Raw genomic sequence first — 16,517 nt, forward strand, 5'->3', positions numbered from 1 at the left:
CAGAAGCGCCACACTGGAGTCAGGGAGATACTCGAATGAAAAACAAATTTGCCCGCTTCGGCGGCGCTGCAATGGCCGCGACTTTGCTGGTTCTCACCGCGTGTAACGCGTCCGACAACAAGTCGGCGACGGTACCGAGCGCGAAGAACTGGACCGAATTTCGCGATAACTTCCTGAAGGGCTATTTCCCGCTCAATCCGAATTTCGCAGTCTATCAGGGCAAACATGAGTTCGACGGCCAATTGCCCGACTGGTCGCCCGAGGGCCTCGAGAAGCAGGCGGCCTATCTCGAAAAGGCGATCGCCGATGCCAAGGCGTTCGACGGCGAGATGACCGATGCCGAGAAGTTCGAGCGCGACTATCTGGTCCACGTCGCGCAGGGCCAGCTGTTTTTCCTCCGCGATACCGATTTCGCGCAGAAGAACCCGTCCTTCTACACCGGCGCACTCGACCCCAATGTCTATATCGCGCGCCCCTACACCGATGCGACGACGCGGATGAAGGCGTTCATCGCCTATGCCGAAAAGGTCCCTGCCGCCGCCGCGCAGATCAAAGCCAACCTCAAGCTTCCGCTGCCCGCGACCTTCGTCAAATATGGCACTGCGGGCTTCGGCGGCTTTGCCGACTATTATAAGGGCGACGCAAAAGCCGCCTTTGCCTCGGTCAAGGACGAGGCGCTGCAGAAGCAGTTCGACGAGGCCGCTGCGAAGGCCGGTGCGGCGATGACCGATCTTGCCAAATATGTCGGATCGCAGCCGGGCACGCCCGATGGCTATGCGCTGGGTGCCGACAAATTTGCGAAGATGATCCTGACCAACGAAGGCGTCGACACGCCGCTCGACGAACTCGAGCGCATTGGGCAGGCCGACCTCAAGCGCAATCAGGACGCGCTGAAAGCCGCCTGTGCGACTTACGCCGCCGGCATGGCGATCGCCGACTGCATGAAGAAGATGAATTCGGACAAGCCCGCCGACGGTCCGGTCGCCGAGGCGCGGCGCCAGCTGCCCACGCTCCGCGCCTTCCTGATCGAAAAGGACATTGTGACGATCCCCGGCATCGAGCAGGCGCAGGTCGAGGAATCGCCGCCGTACAACCGGCAGAACAGCGCCTATATCGACATCCCGGGGCCGTATGAGAAAGGCTTGCCGTCGGTCTATTATATCTCGCCGCCCGATCCGGCGTGGGACAAGCAGACCCAGGCCGATTTCGTGCCGGGCCGCAAGGATTTGATGTTCACCTCGGTCCACGAGGTGTGGCCGGGCCATTTCCTCAACTTCCTCCACTCGAACCGCGCCGAAAGCATCTTCGGCAAGCTGTTCGTCGGCTATGCGTTCGCCGAGGGTTGGGCGCATTATACCGAGGAAATGATGTGGGATGCGGGGCTGGGCGAGGGCGATCCCGAGACGCATATCGGCCAGCTATCGAACGCGCTGCTGCGTGATTGCCGTTACCTGTCGGCGATCGGCCTGCACACCAAGGGCATGACCGTCGCGGACTCGGAAAAGCTGTTCAAGGAACAATGCTATCAGGACGAGGGCAATGCGCGGCAGCAGGCGGCGCGCGGCACCTATGATCCCGCCTATCTCAACTACACGATGGGCAAGCTGATGATCCGCAAGCTGCGCGAGGACTGGACCAAGGGCGACAAGACGAAGTGGAAGGCGTTCCACGACGAGTTCCTGTCGTACGGCGGCCCGCCGATCCCGATGGTGCGCGCGGCGATGATGAAGGAAGAGACGCCGAAGGCAGCCTTCTAAAATAGGCCGCAAAGGGCGGCTCGCCACGGCTTGTGGCGAGCCGCCCTTTCGCGTGTCGTTTAGCTGGAAGGTGCGCGCAGCCGCGCGACGAAGAATCCGTCGAGCCCCCCCGCGTCTGCGAGCATGTCGGGAAGCGTGCGGATGAAGCCTTTGCTGTCGGGTGTTATCGCTTCAGGCAATTCATCCGCGCGTGCAGGCTCGACGGTCCATCCGGCGTGATGATCGAGGAAGGTCGATACCTGATCTTCGCCCTCGGCCTGCTCGAGCGAGCAGGTCGCATAGATCAGCGTTCCGCCCGGTTTGACCCATCGCGCCGCACGCGCCAGCAGTTCGGTCTGAAGCTCGGCCATTTCGGTGATCTGCCGTGGTTCGATGCGGTGGAGCACGTCGGGATGACGGCGGAAGATGCCGGTGGCCGAGCAGGGCGCGTCGAGCAGCACCGCGTCGGCCTGATCATCGGGCGCCCACGACCGGATGTCGCCCTGGACGACGTCCGCCGACAGGCCGGTACGCTCCATGTTGGCGCGCAGCCGTTCGAGGCGTTTGGCGCTGGAATCGACCGCAACGACATTCCATCCCGCCGCGGCGAGCTGCATCGTCTTGCCGCCCGGCGCGGCGCAGAGGTCGAGGACGGTTCGGCCTCCGCCGGCGCCGAGCAGGCGCGCGGGAATGCTTGCCGCCAGATCCTGCACCCACCAGCCGCCTTCGCGATAGCCGGGCATCGTCTCGACCGCCTGACCGCGCGGCAGGCGGCGGTGGCGCGGCGCGAGCGAAACGGCGTCGGGCCATTCGTCTGCGCCCGGTTCGGCGGCGAAGCTGAGATCGATGGGCGGCGGCGCGCTCCAGGCCGCTTCGGCGGCCTCGACCATCGGCAGGCTCCATTGCTCGGCCCAGCGTTCGGCGGTGGGCAGGGGGAGCGTGGCTCGGTCGGGAAGTTGCCATTCTTCCTGCTGCGCGCGCGACAGGATGGCGTGGACCAGCCTTCGCGGCCCGCCATCGACGAGCGGCAAGGCGGTCGATACGACGGCATGGCCGGGGCTTTTGAGCACCAGCAACTGCGTCAGCGCTATCCGCAGCACAGCCCGCGATTTGACGTCATCCGGGAGGATTTGTGCCGTTGCACCGTCGATCAGTGCGTCAAGGTCGACCATCCAGCGCAGCGTTTCGGACACGATCGCCACCGCGAAGGCGCGGTCGGTGGCGCTCAGTCCCTGGGTGGCGGCATGCATTGCGATATCCAGCGGGTCGCCGCGTCGCAGGATCGCGTCGATCAGCCGCAGCGCAGCGCGGCGCGTCGCCGTGCCTGCGGGATCGGCTCCGCCCGACGATCGCGGGCGCCGGGGCGGGCGGCGATCAGCCATGATGGGCAACGGCGTGGTTGGCGTGACGCATGAAAAATCCTATAAGGCGGGCATCATGACCGACAGCAGCCAGAATGGAACCATCGGCGGAACGCCTCGCGCTGTAAAGCGCCCTGCGCATGTGAAAGCTCCCGCAGGCTGGACGAACAGCGCGTTGCCGTCGCCCGAGCCGATCCGCGAGGACAAGGCCGAGGACCAACCCGGCGGGCGCAACCCTGTGCGCTATGGCGACTGGGAATTGAAGGGGGTCGCGGTCGACTTCTGATCGGGACGACGCCGCGGTTCGGCCGATAATCTGGAGATAGGGCCGGAATTCAATGGCCGCCCCTGCGCAGTGCAAGGGCGGCCACGGTTTTTCGTGCTTAAACGGTCGGAAGCTCGGTGTTGAGGGGCATCTTGCCGCTCTTTACCTGTTCGGAGAAGATTTCGCGCATCAGCTGCAGCGAGAAGAGGTGCGCGAAGATCAGGGCGAGGATGCCGTTCTGCATCAGCTTGCGGAGTACGTCACCGCGCAGTTCGCGCAGCTTGTTCTCGTCGACCATCTGGAAGCCGCGGTAGATAAAGGGCTTGTCATTGCCTTCCTGCTGGATGGCGACTTCGCCGTCCATCAGAAGGTCGGCCTTCTTCAGTTCGTCCATGAACAGGCCGGTGCGCTGGCCGGCTTCTTCGAAATTCTTGCAGAATTCGAGCACGGCCTGAACCTGTTCCGACGGCTGGCCGTCGACGAACAGCGCATCGCCCTCGTCAAACTTGCCGATCGCGCCCGAGGTCGGGTCGAAGCACAGCGACAAATCTTCCGAATCGGGCTGGAGCCGCGCAAGGAGGAAGGGGTAGCGGCGGATGTAGGCCGGGACATAGACCGGATTGATCAGCTTGCCTTCGTCGTCGACGAAAGTGTTGATGCCTTCATTCAGACCCATCAGCGCGAGCGGAACCGGATTTTCGCCGGCTGAAAAGACGATCGGGAAGAAACGGCAGGCCGACACGAATTCGTCCGAGGTCAGCGGGATGGCGTGCTGGCCCACCAGGAATTCGGCGCTGTCGAGCGGACGAGCGTGGAAATCGGCATGCTCGACGCTCGAAAGCGGGGCAAGGTCCTTATAGAACAGGGGCAGATTGGCAGGTGCGGGCGCGGTGGCCATGTTTGAACTCCGGTAAAGGTCCCGAAGTTCGGGACGAAAAAGGATAAAGCGCCTTATTGACCCGCGCCGCGCGGCGCAAGAGGGCGATGATAAGGGGCGGCGATATGCCGCGTGCTCGACCGGGCCGAGGTCAGCCGACCAGTTTGCCCGGATTGAAAATGCCTGCCGGATCGAGTCCGGCCTTGACCCCGCGAAGAGCGGCCAGGCGCGCCGGGCTGTCCAGTTCAGCGAGGATGTCGCGCTTCATCTGGCCGATGCCATGTTCGGCCGAAATTGATCCGCCGAGTTCGAGGACGTGTGAATAGACCAGCCGGCTGACGGCTGTGCCATGCTCGGCGAGCCATGCCGCGCCATCGGCGTCGGCGGGCGGCTGAACATGATGGTGGACGTTGCCGTCGCCGAGGTGCCCGAATGACAGGGCCCGTGCCCCCGGAAAGGCCCGCGCCAATCGCGCCGGATTGTTGGCGATGAAAGCGGGCATCAAATCGACGGGCACGCTGACGTCATGCTGCAACGCTGGCCCATCTGCCCGTTCCGCTTCCGAGATGGAATCGCGCAGGCGCCAGAAATCTTCACTTTCGCGGTCGCTTTTGGCGATCACGACATCGCGGATCAGTCCGGCGTCGAGCGCCGCCGCGAGTTGCCGTTCCAAGGCTTCGCCCAAGGTTTGATCGCTTTCGCCGGCGAGTTCGAGCAGGACATACCAAGGCTGCGCGGTCGCAAGCGGTGCGCGCGTCTGTGGAATATGGCGCAGCACGGCGTCGAGGCAGGCGTGCGGGATCAGCTCGAATCCTTCGAGTTCGCGCCCGATTGCGGCATCGACACGGCGCAGCAGCAGCAGCGCGCTTTCGGGCGAATCGATCCCGATCCACGCCGTCCGCCGCGCTGCAGCCGCGGGAACGAGACGCAGCGACGCGGCGGTAACGATCCCCAGCGTGCCTTCGGCACCGCAAAACAGATGCCGCAGGTCGTAGCCGCGATTATCCTTCTTGAGCGGGGCCAGCCCATCGAAAATGCTGCCGTCGGGCAGAACGGCTTCGATACCTGCTACCAGCGCGCGCATCGACCCGTGGCGCAGCACCTGCGTGCCGCCGGCGTTGGTCGACACCAACCCGCCGATCGTCGCCGACCCCTTGCCCCCCAGGGTGAGCGGAAAGCGGAGCCCGTGTGCGAGCACGGCGTTGTGGAAATTCTCCAGGATCACGCCGGCCTCGGCGACGGCGAGCTGCCCCGCCTCGTCGATATGGCGTATCCGATTCATGCGCCGCAGGCTGAGCAGAAGCTGATTGCCGCTGGGATCGGGTGTAGCGCCGCCAACCATGCCGCTGTTGCCGCCCTGGGGGACCAGCGCGACGTCGGTCTTGGCGCACAGTCGCACGATGGAGGCGACTTCGTCGGTGGTCGCGGGCGACAGCATCGCGGCGGCGCGGCCGTGATATTTGCCGCGCCAGTCGGTCAGCCAGGGCGCCATCGCATCCGGGTCGTCGCTATAGCCCCTGGGGCCGAGCAAATTTGCGAGTGCGTCGAGCAAAGATTCAGATGGCGGGCGCGTCATGCCGGTCCACTCCGGAAATTTCCTGCCTCACAAGCGGGCAGGGGTGACAGCAGTTCATTTGATGTTCAATCATCCTTGTTAAATAGGGCGATGGACGAATAGTATCATTTCGTCCAGCGGGCATGGACGCGGGAGCCATAAGTGAGCGAAATCTTCGGTCAGGACGCCAAAGGAGCGGCGGCGGAGCTGTGCTGACGGCGGCATTCCTGTGGTTCGTGGCCGCGGCGCCCGCGGCGGACGCGGCGGTGCCCGTTGCAGCACCGGAGCCGTTGGTCGCAATTTCCGCACCGATGCCCGAACAGGCTTCGTCCTTTTGGCAGGTGGTGATCGAACAACAGCTGATCATCCGTGTCCCGGCCCAGCGTTCGCAGATCAACAATTTCGCCGCGGGCCCTTCGGCGTCCAGGCGCGCGACCGAACTGCCGGTCGTCTGGAAAGAGAAAAAGGCGCCAAAATGCGTCGCTATGCGCAATATATTGGGAATGCAGGCGGTCCAGCGCGACAGCATCGATATCATCACGCGGCAGAAGCAGCGGCTGCGCGCGCAGCTCAACCGCGGTTGCCGCGCGCTCGATTTTTACGCTGGCTTTTACATGCAGGGCAGCAAGGACGGAAAGCTGTGCGAGGATCGTGACCAGATCCACGCCCGGACCGGCGCAAAGTGCGAGATCGACAAGTTCAAGCTGATGGTTCCGGTCCGCGACGACGATTAATCGCGTTTATCGCGGCCTTTCCTTGACTTTTCCTCGCCATTTGCCCAATGGCCGCGGCAACGTCCGCCTGCGTGGGAGGCAGGGCGCCAACTCTTTTCCGGACATGATGATCTTATGAAATTTGCCGACATCGGCCTTTCCGACGAACTTTTGCGCGCCATTGATGAGTCGGGCTATAACGAAGCGACCCCGATCCAGGCGGGCGTCATTCCGTCGGTCCTGATGATGCGCGACATCATCGGCATCGCCCAGACGGGCACCGGCAAGACCGCATCCTTCGTGCTGCCGATGATCGACATCCTTGCCCACGGTCGCGCCCGCGCGCTGATGCCACGCTCGCTAATCCTCGCACCGACACGCGAGCTCGCGGCGCAGGTCGCTGAAAACTTTGAAAAATACGGCAAGTATCACAAGCTATCGATGGCGCTGCTGATCGGCGGCGTCCAGATGGGGGATCAGGTCAAGGCGCTCGAAAAGGGTGTCGACGTGCTGATCGCGACGCCGGGCCGTCTGATGGATCTGTTCGAGCGCGGCAAGATTTTGCTGACCGGTTGCAACCTGCTCGTCATCGACGAGGCCGACCGGATGCTCGATATGGGCTTCATTCCGGACATCGAGAATATCTGCACCAAGCTGCCGGCGACTCGGCAGACGCTGTTGTTCTCGGCAACGATGCCGCCGCCGATCAAGAAGCTGGCCGACAAATTCCTGTCGAACCCGAAGACGATCGAGGTTGCGCGCCCCGCGAGCCGGAACGAGAATATCGAGCAGTTCCTGGTCAAGACATCGGAACGCAGCAAGCGCGACACGCTGCGCGACCTGCTCGATGCCGAAGATATCGCCACCGCGATCATCTTCTGCAATCGCAAGACGACGGTGCGCGAACTCGCGAAATCGCTCCAGCGTTACCGCTACAAGGCGGGTGAGATCCACGGCGACATGGATCAATCGAGTCGTATCGCCGAGCTCGACCGTTTCAAGGCCGGCACGATCAACATATTGGTGGCGTCGGACGTCGCGGCGCGCGGCCTCGACGTCAAGGGCGTCAGCCATGTGTTCAATTTTGACGCGCCATGGCACCCCGACGATTATGTCCACCGCATTGGCCGCACCGGCCGTGCCGGCGCAAAGGGGCGCGCGTTCACGCTGGTCACGTCGTCGGATGACGAGGCGATCGATAATATCCAGAAGCTGACCGGCTACAAGATTCCGATTCACGCGGCCGGCGCGCCGGCGGCCGATGTCGCCAAGCCCGACCGCGACGAAGAAGAAGGCGAACCGCGGCGCGGACGTTCGCGCGGTGGACGCAGCAAAGCTGCTGCGAAGCCCGAGAAGGCACCCGCGCGTCCGGTTCCGGCCGCCGAAGCGCAGCCCGCGAAGCCGCGCGAAGACCGGAAACCGCGGAGCGATCGCAAGCCGTCGCACACCAGGCAGGATGATCTGGACGGCCCCGATGATGGCTGGAACGGCCCGATGCCGGGATTCCTGTCGGTCGGTTTCGACAGCTGACGCCGGGCGGAAAGTGGTTGCTGGTCAGATCCTGACCAGCATCTTTCCCATATTGCTGCCTGCGAACAGGCCGAGGAAGGCATCGGGCGCCGCCGCCAACCCGTCGTGCACGGTTTCGCGCATCGTTACGGCTCCGCTGGCGATCAGGCCGCCCATGTCGGCGTGGAATTCTTCCATGCAGTCGATGAACTGGTCGGTGTAGATAAAGCCTTCCATGCGAATTCGCGCCGGGATCGAGCGGATGATATATTTCATCTCCTGCGGCTTCGCGTCGTTATAGACGTCGATCATGCCGCAGATCGCGAAGCGCGCGAAATCATTCGCGGTGGCAAAGGCGGCATCGAGATGTTCGCCGCCGACATTGTCGAAATAGACGTCGATGCCCGGCTTGCCGAGGCGTTCGAGCGCGGCGGCGAGCTGCGGGAGCACCGGCCCCGCCTTGTAATCGATCGTCGCGTCGGCGCCGAGGTCGTCGACCCAGGCGCATTTGTCCGCGCCGCCCGCCGAGCCGATCACCGTCATTTCGCGCGCCTTGGCGATTTGAACGACCGCCGAACCGACCGCACCCGCGGCGGCCGAGACGAATATTGTATCGCCGGGCTTCGCCGCCGCGACGCGGAGCACGCCGATCCATGCGGTTCCGCCGGTCAGGCCCATATTATGCAGGAAGGTTTGCGGCGTCAGGCCCGCGGCCAGCATGTCGCCGGGCAGCTTGTTGGGCATCATGTCGAGACCGATGACGCCGCCGTCGCGCCAACCGCCCATGTGGAGGATCAGGTCGCCCGGAGCGAAGCCCTCCATCCCGCTTTCGATGACTTCGCCGATCGCCCCGCCGGTCATCGGCTGGTCGATCTGGAAGCTGGCGGCATAGCTTTTGGCGTCGTTCATCCGCCCGCGCATGTACGGATCGACCGACAGCCAGAGATTGCGGATGCGGAGCTGATCCTTTTCGAGCGGCGCGTCGGGCACCTCGCGCAACGCGAAATTGTCGATCGTCGGCAGCCCCTGCGGACGACTGGTCAAATGCCATGCCTTGGCCATCGGAATCCCCCCATTCCTAATTTCACCGGCGACGGTAGCAATCGTCGGAAAAGCCGTTGCCACCACCAATCAGCGTCGTTAAGACCCTGCCGGTCGCGGGGCCGTAGCTCAGATGGGAGAGCGCTGCAATCGCACTGCAGAGGTCAGGGGTTCGATTCCCCTCGGCTCCACCAGCGACCTTTCCGACCGATCAGCCCACAAAATCACGAATCATATTCTTCGCGATCACTAGCTGCTGGATCTGCGTCGTCCCTTCATAAATGCGGTAAATGCGGCAGTCGCGATAGAAGCGTTCGGCCAGATATTCCTTGAGATAGCCGGCGCCGCCGTGGATCTGCACGACGCGGTCGGCGACGCGGCCGCACATTTCGCTGGCAAACATCTTGGTCGCCGCCGCCTCGACGAGGATTTTCTCGCCGCGATCGGCGCGCGCGCAGGCATCGGCGAGCATGCATTCGGCGGCATATATCTCGGCCTTGCTGTCGGCGAGCATCGCCTGGATCAGCTGGAAATTGGCGATAGGCTCGCCGAACGCCTTGCGCTCCATTGCATATTTCAGGCCGGCGTCGAGCATGCGCTTCGCATAGCCGACGCTGGCGGCGGCGACCGACAATCGCCCGTTGTCGAGGCTCTGCATCGCGGCGCGGAACCCGATGCCTTCCTCGCCGCCGAGCAGCGCGTCGCCATCGACGTGCACATCCTCGAGGATGACGTCGGCGATTTGCGACCCGGCCTGGCCCATCTTGCCGTCGGGCTTGCCGATAGACACGCCGGGCGCGTCACGTGGGACCATGAAGGCGCTGACATGCGCGTTCTTGGGTAGTGCCTCGGCATTGGTGCGCGCCATGACGAGGATGACGTCGGCGAAGGGGGCGTTTGTGATGTAGCGTTTCGTGCCGTTAAGGACATAACCGTTGCCATCGCGCACGGCGCGGGTCTTCATCGCGGCGCTGTCCGATCCGCTATCGGGTTCGGTGAGGCCGAATGCCGCGATTTCTCCGGCCGCGAGCCTGGGCAGCCAATGTTCCTTCTGCTGCGCGGTGCCGAACCCGACGAGCGATTTGCAGACCATGCCGATGTTGATCGAGATGATCGAGCGATAGGCGGGAGAGGCGTAGGCGATCTCGCGGATAAAGCCGACATATTGGCTGACGTTCATGCCGGCGCCGCCATATTCCTCGGGCATCGTGACGCCGAACAGGCCCATGTCGCGCATTTCCGCAAGGATATCGTCGGGAACGCGGCCGAGCTCTTCGAGCTGATCCTCGGCGGGGATCAGCCGCTCGCGGACATAGCGCTGCAGCTGTTCGATGAAGGCTTCGTAGATGTCTGCGTCCATTCCCTTATTGGCCATTATCGTCCTGTCCCTTTTCGCTGCCGCGTCGCGTTTCTGCGTGTCCGGCCCAGACATAGCGCTGGGCCGGACCTTTGCAAGCAACGCCCCGGCGGGATCAGCCGGCGGGGTCGCTTGCGCCGGGCTTCTCGCGGAGCTGCCGGCGAACCGCGACCATGAAGCGGCTGCGCCAGAAGGCGAAGAAAAGCGCCGCGAGGACGCCCCATGGCAGCAACGCTGCGCCGAGGGTCAGGACGAAGGTCAACGCAGTGCTGCCGCTGCGCATCAGCGTCTCGCCAGCGTTGGCGAAGGGGTTTTCATGCCCGATGCCCGGCAATCCGCCGTTGCTGACATAGTTGAACGCGACGTTGGTCCAGGCGATGCGCGCTTCGCCGGCGCGGCGACTTTGGCGTTCGTTGCCAATCTCACCGCGGAGCTGGCTGATCTGTGCCAGCAATTCGGCACGCTCGCGCTTATCGAGCCCGCCCGACTTTAGCCGCTCCTCGAGCCGCGCGATTTCGGCTTCGGAGCCGGCGCTGCGTTGCTGCGAAGCGAGGATTTCGGTCCCGACATCCTCGCCTGCGACGCTGGCGTCGGCAAGCACGCCCTCGGCCTTTTCGACACTGGCGATCGCAGTGGCGCCGAACCTGCGCGCGATGGCGGGGTCGAGCTTGAACTGGGTCTGCGCCTCGACGAGCTTTTCGGCGGTCAGCTGGTAGCGGACGTCGACGATGCGGCAGCGCTGGATGCCGAGCGTTTCGCAGGCGGCGGCATGTTCCTCCTGAACTTTGGAAATACGGTCGTCAGCGAGGCGAAAGACATAGGAATAGTCGAAGGCGACGCCGGGCGCGGCTTCGATGCCGATCCGGGGCGCGGCTGCGGCGTCGGCGGAGGTTTCTTCGGTAACGGCTTCGGCGGTGGGGGTATCGGGTGTCGCAGCATCTTCGGCCGCCTTTTCCGAGCAGCCGACCAGGACGAGCGCCATCGCGCCCGCTAAGAGCTTATTTCGCATGCAGATTCTCCCAAAACGCGACTCGTTGGCCGCAGGAGACGGCATAACATAACTGATATAGTTGACAATAAAAATCAGGCGAGCTTGACGAAGCTGTCCAATACCCTCTTGGTGCCCGCTTGTTCGAACTCGACTTCCAGCTTGTTGCCGTCGATGTCGGTGATGCCGCCATAGCCGAACTTCTCGTGAAATACGCGCATTCCGATCGCGAGGTCAGCGCGTGCCTTGGCGCCTACCGATGCGGCGGGCCCCTTTTCGCTGGGCGCAGGCGCGCGCGTGACGGTCGATGATGAGGCGACCGCGCGCTGCCACGCCGGACCGCGCGTCATCGTCCGCGCCGTCTGTCGTTCTGCGACATGCGCGAAGGGATCGCCCTGCGCCGACCAGTTCGCACGCCACAGGCTTTGCCCGCCGCCGAAGCTGTTTTCGCTGTCGACATGTTCGGGCGGGATTTCGGCGATGAAGCGGCTGGGGATGCTGCTCACCCACTGGCCATAGATGCGCCGGTTGGCGGCGTGATAAATGCTCGCGCGCTCGCGCGCCCGCGTGATCGCGACATAGGCGAGGCGGCGCTCCTCTTCGAGGCTTTGCGTGCCACCTTCGTCCATCGAGCGTTGCGACGGGAAGACGCCATCCTCCCATCCGGCAAGGAAGACATGGTCGAACTCAAGCCCCTTGGCGGCGTGTATCGTCATGATCGTCACGGTTTCGGTGGTGTCGTTGTTGTCGCGGTCCATGACGAGGCTGACATGTTCGAGGAACGCCTCGAGCGATTCATATTCCTCCATCGCGCGGACGAGTTCGGAGAGGTTCTCAAGCCGGCCTGCGGCCTCGACGCTGCGGTCGGCCTGAAGCATCGCGGTGTAACCCGATTCGTCGAGGATCAGCTGGGTGAGCTCGGGATGCGACAGCTCGTTTGCCTTTGCCTGCCAACCCCGCATCTGCGCGACGAAACTCACGAGCTGGCGGCGTGCCTGCGGCGTCAGCTCGTCGGTTTCGGTGATGCGCGAAGCGGCATGAAGGAGCGGCGTGCCCTCGTGGCGCGCGAACTGGTGGATGCGTGCGAGCGCCTTGTCGCCGAGCCCGCGCTTCGGCGTGTTGATGATCCGCTCGAACGCGAGATCGTCGGCGCTCGACTGGACGAGGCGAAGATAGGCGAGGGCGTCGCGGATTTCAGCGCGCTCATAGAAGCGGAACCCGCCGACGATCCGGTACGGCATGCCTATTGCGATAAAGCGGTCCTCGAACTCGCGCGTCTGGAACTGCGCGCGCACGAGGATCGCGGCGCGGTCGAGCGAGACACGTCGGCGCTGGAGCGTCTCCAGCTCCTCGCCGATCCGCCGTGCTTCCTCGGGGCCATCCCACACCCCGACGACGCGGAGTTTGTCGCCGGGTTCGAGGTCGGTCCACAGCGTCTTGCCGAGGCGGCCCGAATTCTGCGCGATTAGCGCTGACGCGGCGGCAAGAATCTGCGGCGTCGAGCGATAATTCTGTTCGAGGCGGATGACGGTCGCGCCGGGAAAATCCTTTTCGAAGCGCAGGATGTTCGCGACCTCGGCACCGCGCCACGAATAGATCGACTGGTCGTCGTCGCCGACGCAGCAGATATTCTTCCGTTGCTGCGCGAGCAGGCGAAGCCAGAGATATTGGCTGGCGTTGGTGTCCTGATATTCGTCGACGAGGATATATTTGAAGCGGTCCTGATATTGCGCGAGCACGTCGCGGTGGGTCTTCAGGATCACCAGCATATGGAGCAGCAGGTCGCCGAAATCGCAGGCGTTAAGCGTCTTCAGCCGTGCCTGATACAGCGCGTAGAAATGCTGGCCCTTGCCGTCGGCATAGGATTCCTTGTCGGCGGCGTCGAGATCGGCAGGAACGAGCCCGCGGTTCTTCCATTTGTCGATGAGCCCGGCAAGCTGGCGCGCGGGCCAGCGCTTCTCGTCGAGCCCCTCGGCCTGGATCAATTGCTTGAGGACGCGGAGCTGGTCGTCGGTGTCGAGGATGGTGAAATTGCTCTGCAGCCCGACAAGCTCGGCGTGGCGGCGCAGCATCTTGGCCGCGATGCTGTGGAAGGTGCCGAGCCAGGGCATGCCCTCGACGACGTCGCCGACCATCCGTCCGATCCGCTCGCGCATCTCGCGCGCCGCCTTGTTGGTGAAGGTCACCGCAAGGATTTCGGACGGCCAGGCGCGCCGCGTCGCCATGATGTGCGCGAGGCGCGCGGTCAGCGCCGCGGTCTTGCCCGTTCCCGCGCCGGCAAGCATCAGCACTGGGCCCTCGGTGGTGAGCACGGCTTGTCGCTGCGGGCCGTTTAGCCCTTGCAGATAAGGCGGGTCCGAGGGGCTGGGCGGGGGCAGGTCGGGCAGGGAGGCAGGGGTATCGTTCACGCGCGAACGATTAGGGAACAGCGAGCAGGCTGTCCAGTGCGGTGAGGCGGGAGGAAACGCCGGTTCCGGTGCGCTTCAACTCGTCGACCGTCGCGAGCGCCATTGCGCGATAGGCGGGCAGAAGCTTCGGCGAATAGGCGGCGAGCGCGTCGATATGGCCGCCGATCGTCCGGTCGTCGCCGCGCAGCAACGGCCCCGATAAACCTTCAAAACCCTGATCGAGACTGTTTTCCAGCGCTGCCCGGACAAGCGGAGCGAGCAGCGCCGCCGGATCGTCGACCCCGGCGTCGGCCAGCGCGTCCGATGCACTGGCGATCAGCGTCACCAGATGGTTCGACGCATGGCACAATGCGGCGTGATAGAGCGCGCGCCGTTCCTCGGCGATTTCGACGGCGACGCCGTTCAACAGGCCGACAATTTGTTTGGCCTGGCCGGTGGCTTCGGGCGTCGAGCCGGTAATCGCGAACCGTGCCCCGGCCATGCGCCGGGCCTCGCTTTCGGGGTGTCCGGTGAAGGTCATCGCGGGATGCACCGCAGCCGTCAGCCCGCCCGCCGCGCGGACCGGTTCGAGAATCGCCGCGCCGCTGCGCCCGCTGACGTGGAAGACGAAGGGTGTGCGGTCCGTCGGCAGCATCTTTCTCATGCCAGAGGCAACCTCTGCCAAGGCGTCGTCCGACACCGCGATAGCGATGATGTCGCACGCGGCCATCACGCGATCGGCGCCCGCGGCGACGTCGGCACAGCCGACCCGCGCCGCGGCAGCGCGTGTATGTTCGGGGGAGCGGCTCCAGAGCAGCGGCGGGGCGGCCGAATGCGCTGCGAACGCGATGGCGAGCGCCTGCGCGACGCGGCCCGCGCCGATGATACCGAACTGGCGGGATGGGGGATTGTCCATGCCAGCGCTGTAACGTGTCGGCGGCGGTTTCGCCAATGCGGCGAACGGGCATTTTTTGTCACGGCTTTCGATTGACCGAATCGCATACGAAACATATATGATTCGTATATCAATCAACTGGAAGAGAAGCCCGTGGGCATTGTGAAAATCGACGACGACCTGCATGAGGAAGCGCGGCGCGCCAGCACGGTGATGTGCCGGTCGATCAATGCGCAGGCCGAGTTCTGGATGAAGATCGGTATGCTGGCCGAAGCCAATCCGACGCTGTCCTTCAACGATATCGTGCAGTCGCAACTCGTTGCGGCGCAGTTGCGCCTCGCGGATGCGGCCGCCGCCTGACATGGTCAAGACCCCGGACGAACTGGCGCTGATGCGCGTATCGGGCAAGCTGCTGGCGTCGGTTTTCGAAATGCTGGACGGGCTGGACCTGACCGGCATGTCGACGATGCAGGTCAACGAGCTCGTCGATCGCTTCATCAGCGTGGACCTTGCCGCGCGTCCGGCAAGCAAGGGGCAGTATGGCTTCAAATATGTCCTGAACTGCTCGATCAACCATGTCGTCTGTCACGGCGTGCCCGATCCGGACGAGATCATCCGCGACGGCGACATCATCAACCTCGACATCACACTCGAAAAGAACGGCTTTATCGCCGATTCGAGCAAGACCTATCTGGTGGGCGATGTTCCGCCGGCGGCGAGATGGCTGGCGCGCGTCGCGCAGGAGGCCATGTGGAAGGGCATCGGTCAGGTGCGCCCCGGGGCGTATCTGGGGGACATCGGCTTCGCGATCGAGCGGCATGCCAAAAAGAACGGCTATTCGGTCGTGCGAGAATATTGCGGGCACGGCATCGGTCGCGAGATGCACGAGGAGCCGCAGGTGCTGAATTACGGAAGGCCGGGAACGGGCCTGAAGCTGCGCGAGGGCATGGTCTTTACCATCGAGCCGATGGTGAACCAGGGCACCCGCAAGGTCACGACGGCACGCGACGGATGGACCGTCGTGACCAACGACCGGAAACTCTCCGCGCAATTCGAACATACGGTCGCGGTGACGAGCAGTGGCGTCGAGGTCCTGACGCTGCGCCGCGACGAGACGCCGATGCTGGAACGGCGGGGGTAATATCCCACGAGCGTCCTCTAGCGACGGTCGGGACTTTATCTCGACATTCTCTGCATCTACGGTCGTGCGATGCACGCATATCCCACAATCCGGCTGGCGAGCGCCGCCGCGGCGATCCTGGTTCTTTCCGCCTGTGCCGGCGGCAAGTTCCGGCCCGTGGCCGACGCGCCGGTCCGGATCGGGCCAGCCTATTCGATCCGTGGCACGACCTATGTGCCCGCCGCCGCCCCGGCCTATGACGCGGTCGGCTATGCCAGCTGGTACGGGAGCGAGTCCGGCAACCGCACCGCCAATGGCGAGCAATTCCGTCCGGGCTGGATTACCGCGGCACACACGACGCTGCCTTTGCCGACCTATGTCGAGGTGACCGCGCTGGACACAGGGCGCCGCGTCATCGTGCGCGTCAACGATCGCGGACCCTTTGCGCTGGGCCGGATCATCGACCTGTCGCGCGGCGCGGCCGAAGAGCTCGGTATCAAAGCACGGGGCCATGCCCCGGTGCGCGTACGCCGGGTCGAACCGTCAGAAAAGGACCGCAAACGGCTTCGCGAGGGCAAGCCCGCCGCGGGGCTCCGGCCTTTGTCGGGGCAGGAGCTGCAACAGCTCCGCGGGCAGCTTCCGGCGAGAGGGCGCTGAGCGAGGCGCATTCCGGCTTGCGCCGGACCGGGGAACGCGTTCAAAGCGGCGCCGAT

General features: G+C 64.2%; 15 protein-coding genes and 1 tRNA gene. 8 read left to right on the forward strand and 8 right to left on the reverse strand.

Annotated features, from left to right (window positions below; translation table 11 throughout):
- Positions 1-35 precede the first annotated feature (35 nt).
- Complete coding sequence (locus tag V8J55_RS12555; protein WP_336445987.1) at positions 36-1,757, forward strand: DUF885 domain-containing protein; 1,722 nt, start codon at positions 36-38, stop codon at positions 1,755-1,757.
- Between the two features lie 59 nt (positions 1,758-1,816).
- On the opposite strand, the gene V8J55_RS12560 is transcribed toward V8J55_RS12555, so the two are convergent.
- Positions 1,817-3,118 (reverse strand): RsmB/NOP family class I SAM-dependent RNA methyltransferase, encoded by a 1,302-nt coding sequence (locus V8J55_RS12560; protein WP_336445988.1) that lies wholly within the window; start codon positions 3,116-3,118, stop codon positions 1,817-1,819.
- Here V8J55_RS12560 and V8J55_RS12565 point away from each other — a divergent pair.
- A complete protein-coding gene (locus tag V8J55_RS12565) occupies positions 3,117-3,383 on the forward strand; it encodes a DUF1674 domain-containing protein (RefSeq protein ID WP_336445989.1) in 267 nt (88 codons plus the stop codon). The genes V8J55_RS12560 and V8J55_RS12565 overlap by 2 nt on opposite strands.
- Positions 3,384-3,480: 97 nt before the next feature.
- Here V8J55_RS12565 and V8J55_RS12570 read toward each other — a convergent pair whose 3' ends face one another.
- Together V8J55_RS12570 and V8J55_RS12575 are read right to left on the reverse strand one after the other, a co-directional pair.
- Positions 3,481-4,260, reverse strand: coding sequence for a SapC family protein (locus V8J55_RS12570; RefSeq protein WP_336445990.1), 780 nt, complete (start codon positions 4,258-4,260; stop codon positions 3,481-3,483).
- Between the two features lie 130 nt (positions 4,261-4,390).
- Positions 4,391-5,815, reverse strand: a complete 1,425-nt coding sequence (locus V8J55_RS12575; RefSeq protein WP_336445991.1) for an FAD-binding oxidoreductase — start codon at positions 5,813-5,815, stop codon at positions 4,391-4,393.
- A 188-nt stretch (positions 5,816-6,003) separates the two neighbouring features.
- Here V8J55_RS12575 and V8J55_RS12580 point away from each other — a divergent pair, with 188 nt between their 5' ends.
- Positions 6,004-6,528, forward strand: coding sequence for a hypothetical protein (locus tag V8J55_RS12580; RefSeq protein WP_336445992.1), 525 nt, complete (start codon positions 6,004-6,006; stop codon positions 6,526-6,528).
- A gap of 114 nt (positions 6,529-6,642) precedes the next feature.
- Positions 6,643-8,037, forward strand: coding sequence for a DEAD/DEAH box helicase (locus tag V8J55_RS12585; RefSeq protein WP_336445993.1), 1,395 nt, complete (start codon positions 6,643-6,645; stop codon positions 8,035-8,037).
- A 24-nt stretch (positions 8,038-8,061) separates the two neighbouring features.
- On the opposite strand, the gene V8J55_RS12590 is transcribed toward V8J55_RS12585, so the two are convergent.
- Complete coding sequence (locus V8J55_RS12590) at positions 8,062-9,078, reverse strand: NADP-dependent oxidoreductase (protein ID WP_336445994.1); 1,017 nt, start codon at positions 9,076-9,078, stop codon at positions 8,062-8,064.
- 97 nt (positions 9,079-9,175) lie between these two features.
- Here V8J55_RS12590 and V8J55_RS12595 point away from each other — a divergent pair.
- Positions 9,176-9,251: transfer RNA gene (locus V8J55_RS12595), tRNA-Ala, on the forward strand.
- A gap of 17 nt (positions 9,252-9,268) precedes the next feature.
- Here the strand turns inward: V8J55_RS12595 and V8J55_RS12600 are convergent.
- From V8J55_RS12600 to V8J55_RS12615, 4 genes are all read right to left on the reverse strand, one after another.
- A complete protein-coding gene (locus V8J55_RS12600) occupies positions 9,269-10,432 on the reverse strand; it encodes an acyl-CoA dehydrogenase family protein (RefSeq protein WP_336445995.1) in 1,164 nt (387 codons plus the stop codon).
- Positions 10,433-10,529: 97 nt separating this feature from the next.
- Positions 10,530-11,423: a DUF4349 domain-containing protein gene (locus tag V8J55_RS12605; RefSeq protein ID WP_336445996.1), complete on the reverse strand. Its 894-nt coding sequence runs from the start codon at positions 11,421-11,423 to the stop codon at positions 10,530-10,532.
- A gap of 74 nt (positions 11,424-11,497) precedes the next feature.
- A complete protein-coding gene (locus V8J55_RS12610; RefSeq protein ID WP_336445997.1) occupies positions 11,498-13,810 on the reverse strand; it encodes an ATP-dependent helicase in 2,313 nt (770 codons plus the stop codon).
- 10 nt (positions 13,811-13,820) lie between these two features.
- On the reverse strand, positions 13,821-14,705 hold the full coding sequence (locus V8J55_RS12615) for a Rossmann-like and DUF2520 domain-containing protein (RefSeq protein ID WP_336445999.1): 885 nt from the start codon (positions 14,703-14,705) through the stop codon (positions 13,821-13,823).
- A gap of 132 nt (positions 14,706-14,837) precedes the next feature.
- Here V8J55_RS12615 and V8J55_RS12620 point away from each other — a divergent pair, with 132 nt between their 5' ends.
- From V8J55_RS12620 to V8J55_RS12630, 3 genes are all read left to right on the forward strand, one after another.
- Entirely contained in the window at positions 14,838-15,044 is a 207-nt protein-coding gene (locus V8J55_RS12620) for a ParD-like family protein (RefSeq protein WP_336446000.1), read from the forward strand.
- A gap of 1 nt (position 15,045) precedes the next feature.
- Entirely contained in the window at positions 15,046-15,825 is a 780-nt protein-coding gene (gene map, locus V8J55_RS12625) for a type I methionyl aminopeptidase (protein ID WP_336446001.1), read from the forward strand.
- 69 nt (positions 15,826-15,894) lie between these two features.
- Positions 15,895-16,461 carry a septal ring lytic transglycosylase RlpA family protein gene (locus tag V8J55_RS12630; RefSeq protein ID WP_336446002.1) on the forward strand — a complete coding sequence of 189 codons (567 nt, stop codon included), beginning with the start codon at positions 15,895-15,897 and terminating at the stop codon, positions 16,459-16,461.
- The last annotated feature ends 56 nt before the right edge of the window (positions 16,462-16,517 follow it).

It is taken from the genome of Sphingopyxis sp. CCNWLW2 (assembly GCF_037095755.1).
GTDB lineage: Bacteria > Pseudomonadota > Alphaproteobacteria > Sphingomonadales > Sphingomonadaceae > Sphingopyxis.

Excerpts from the sequence above, each read along its gene's own strand:
- V8J55_RS12630 (WP_336446002.1), top strand. The coding sequence starts at position 15,895 with ATGCACGCATATCCCACAATCCGGCTGGCGAGCGCCGCCGCGGCGATC.
- map (WP_336446001.1), top strand. The coding sequence starts at position 15,046 with ATGGTCAAGACCCCGGACGAACTGGCGCTGATGCGCGTATCGGGCAAG.
- V8J55_RS12590 (WP_336445994.1), bottom strand. The coding sequence starts at position 9,078 with ATGGCCAAGGCATGGCATTTGACCAGTCGTCCGCAGGGGCTGCCGACG.
- V8J55_RS12565 (WP_336445989.1), top strand. The coding sequence starts at position 3,117 with ATGATGGGCAACGGCGTGGTTGGCGTGACGCATGAAAAATCCTATAAG.
- V8J55_RS12575 (WP_336445991.1), bottom strand. The coding sequence starts at position 5,815 with ATGACGCGCCCGCCATCTGAATCTTTGCTCGACGCACTCGCAAATTTG.
- V8J55_RS12560 (WP_336445988.1), bottom strand. The coding sequence starts at position 3,118 with ATGGCTGATCGCCGCCCGCCCCGGCGCCCGCGATCGTCGGGCGGAGCC.
- V8J55_RS12555 (WP_336445987.1), top strand. The coding sequence starts at position 36 with ATGAAAAACAAATTTGCCCGCTTCGGCGGCGCTGCAATGGCCGCGACT.
- V8J55_RS12605 (WP_336445996.1), bottom strand. The coding sequence starts at position 11,423 with ATGCGAAATAAGCTCTTAGCGGGCGCGATGGCGCTCGTCCTGGTCGGC.
- V8J55_RS12585 (WP_336445993.1), top strand. The coding sequence starts at position 6,643 with ATGAAATTTGCCGACATCGGCCTTTCCGACGAACTTTTGCGCGCCATT.
- V8J55_RS12615 (WP_336445999.1), bottom strand. The coding sequence starts at position 14,705 with ATGGACAATCCCCCATCCCGCCAGTTCGGTATCATCGGCGCGGGCCGC.
- V8J55_RS12570 (WP_336445990.1), bottom strand. The coding sequence starts at position 4,260 with ATGGCCACCGCGCCCGCACCTGCCAATCTGCCCCTGTTCTATAAGGAC.
- V8J55_RS12600 (WP_336445995.1), bottom strand. The coding sequence starts at position 10,432 with ATGGCCAATAAGGGAATGGACGCAGACATCTACGAAGCCTTCATCGAA.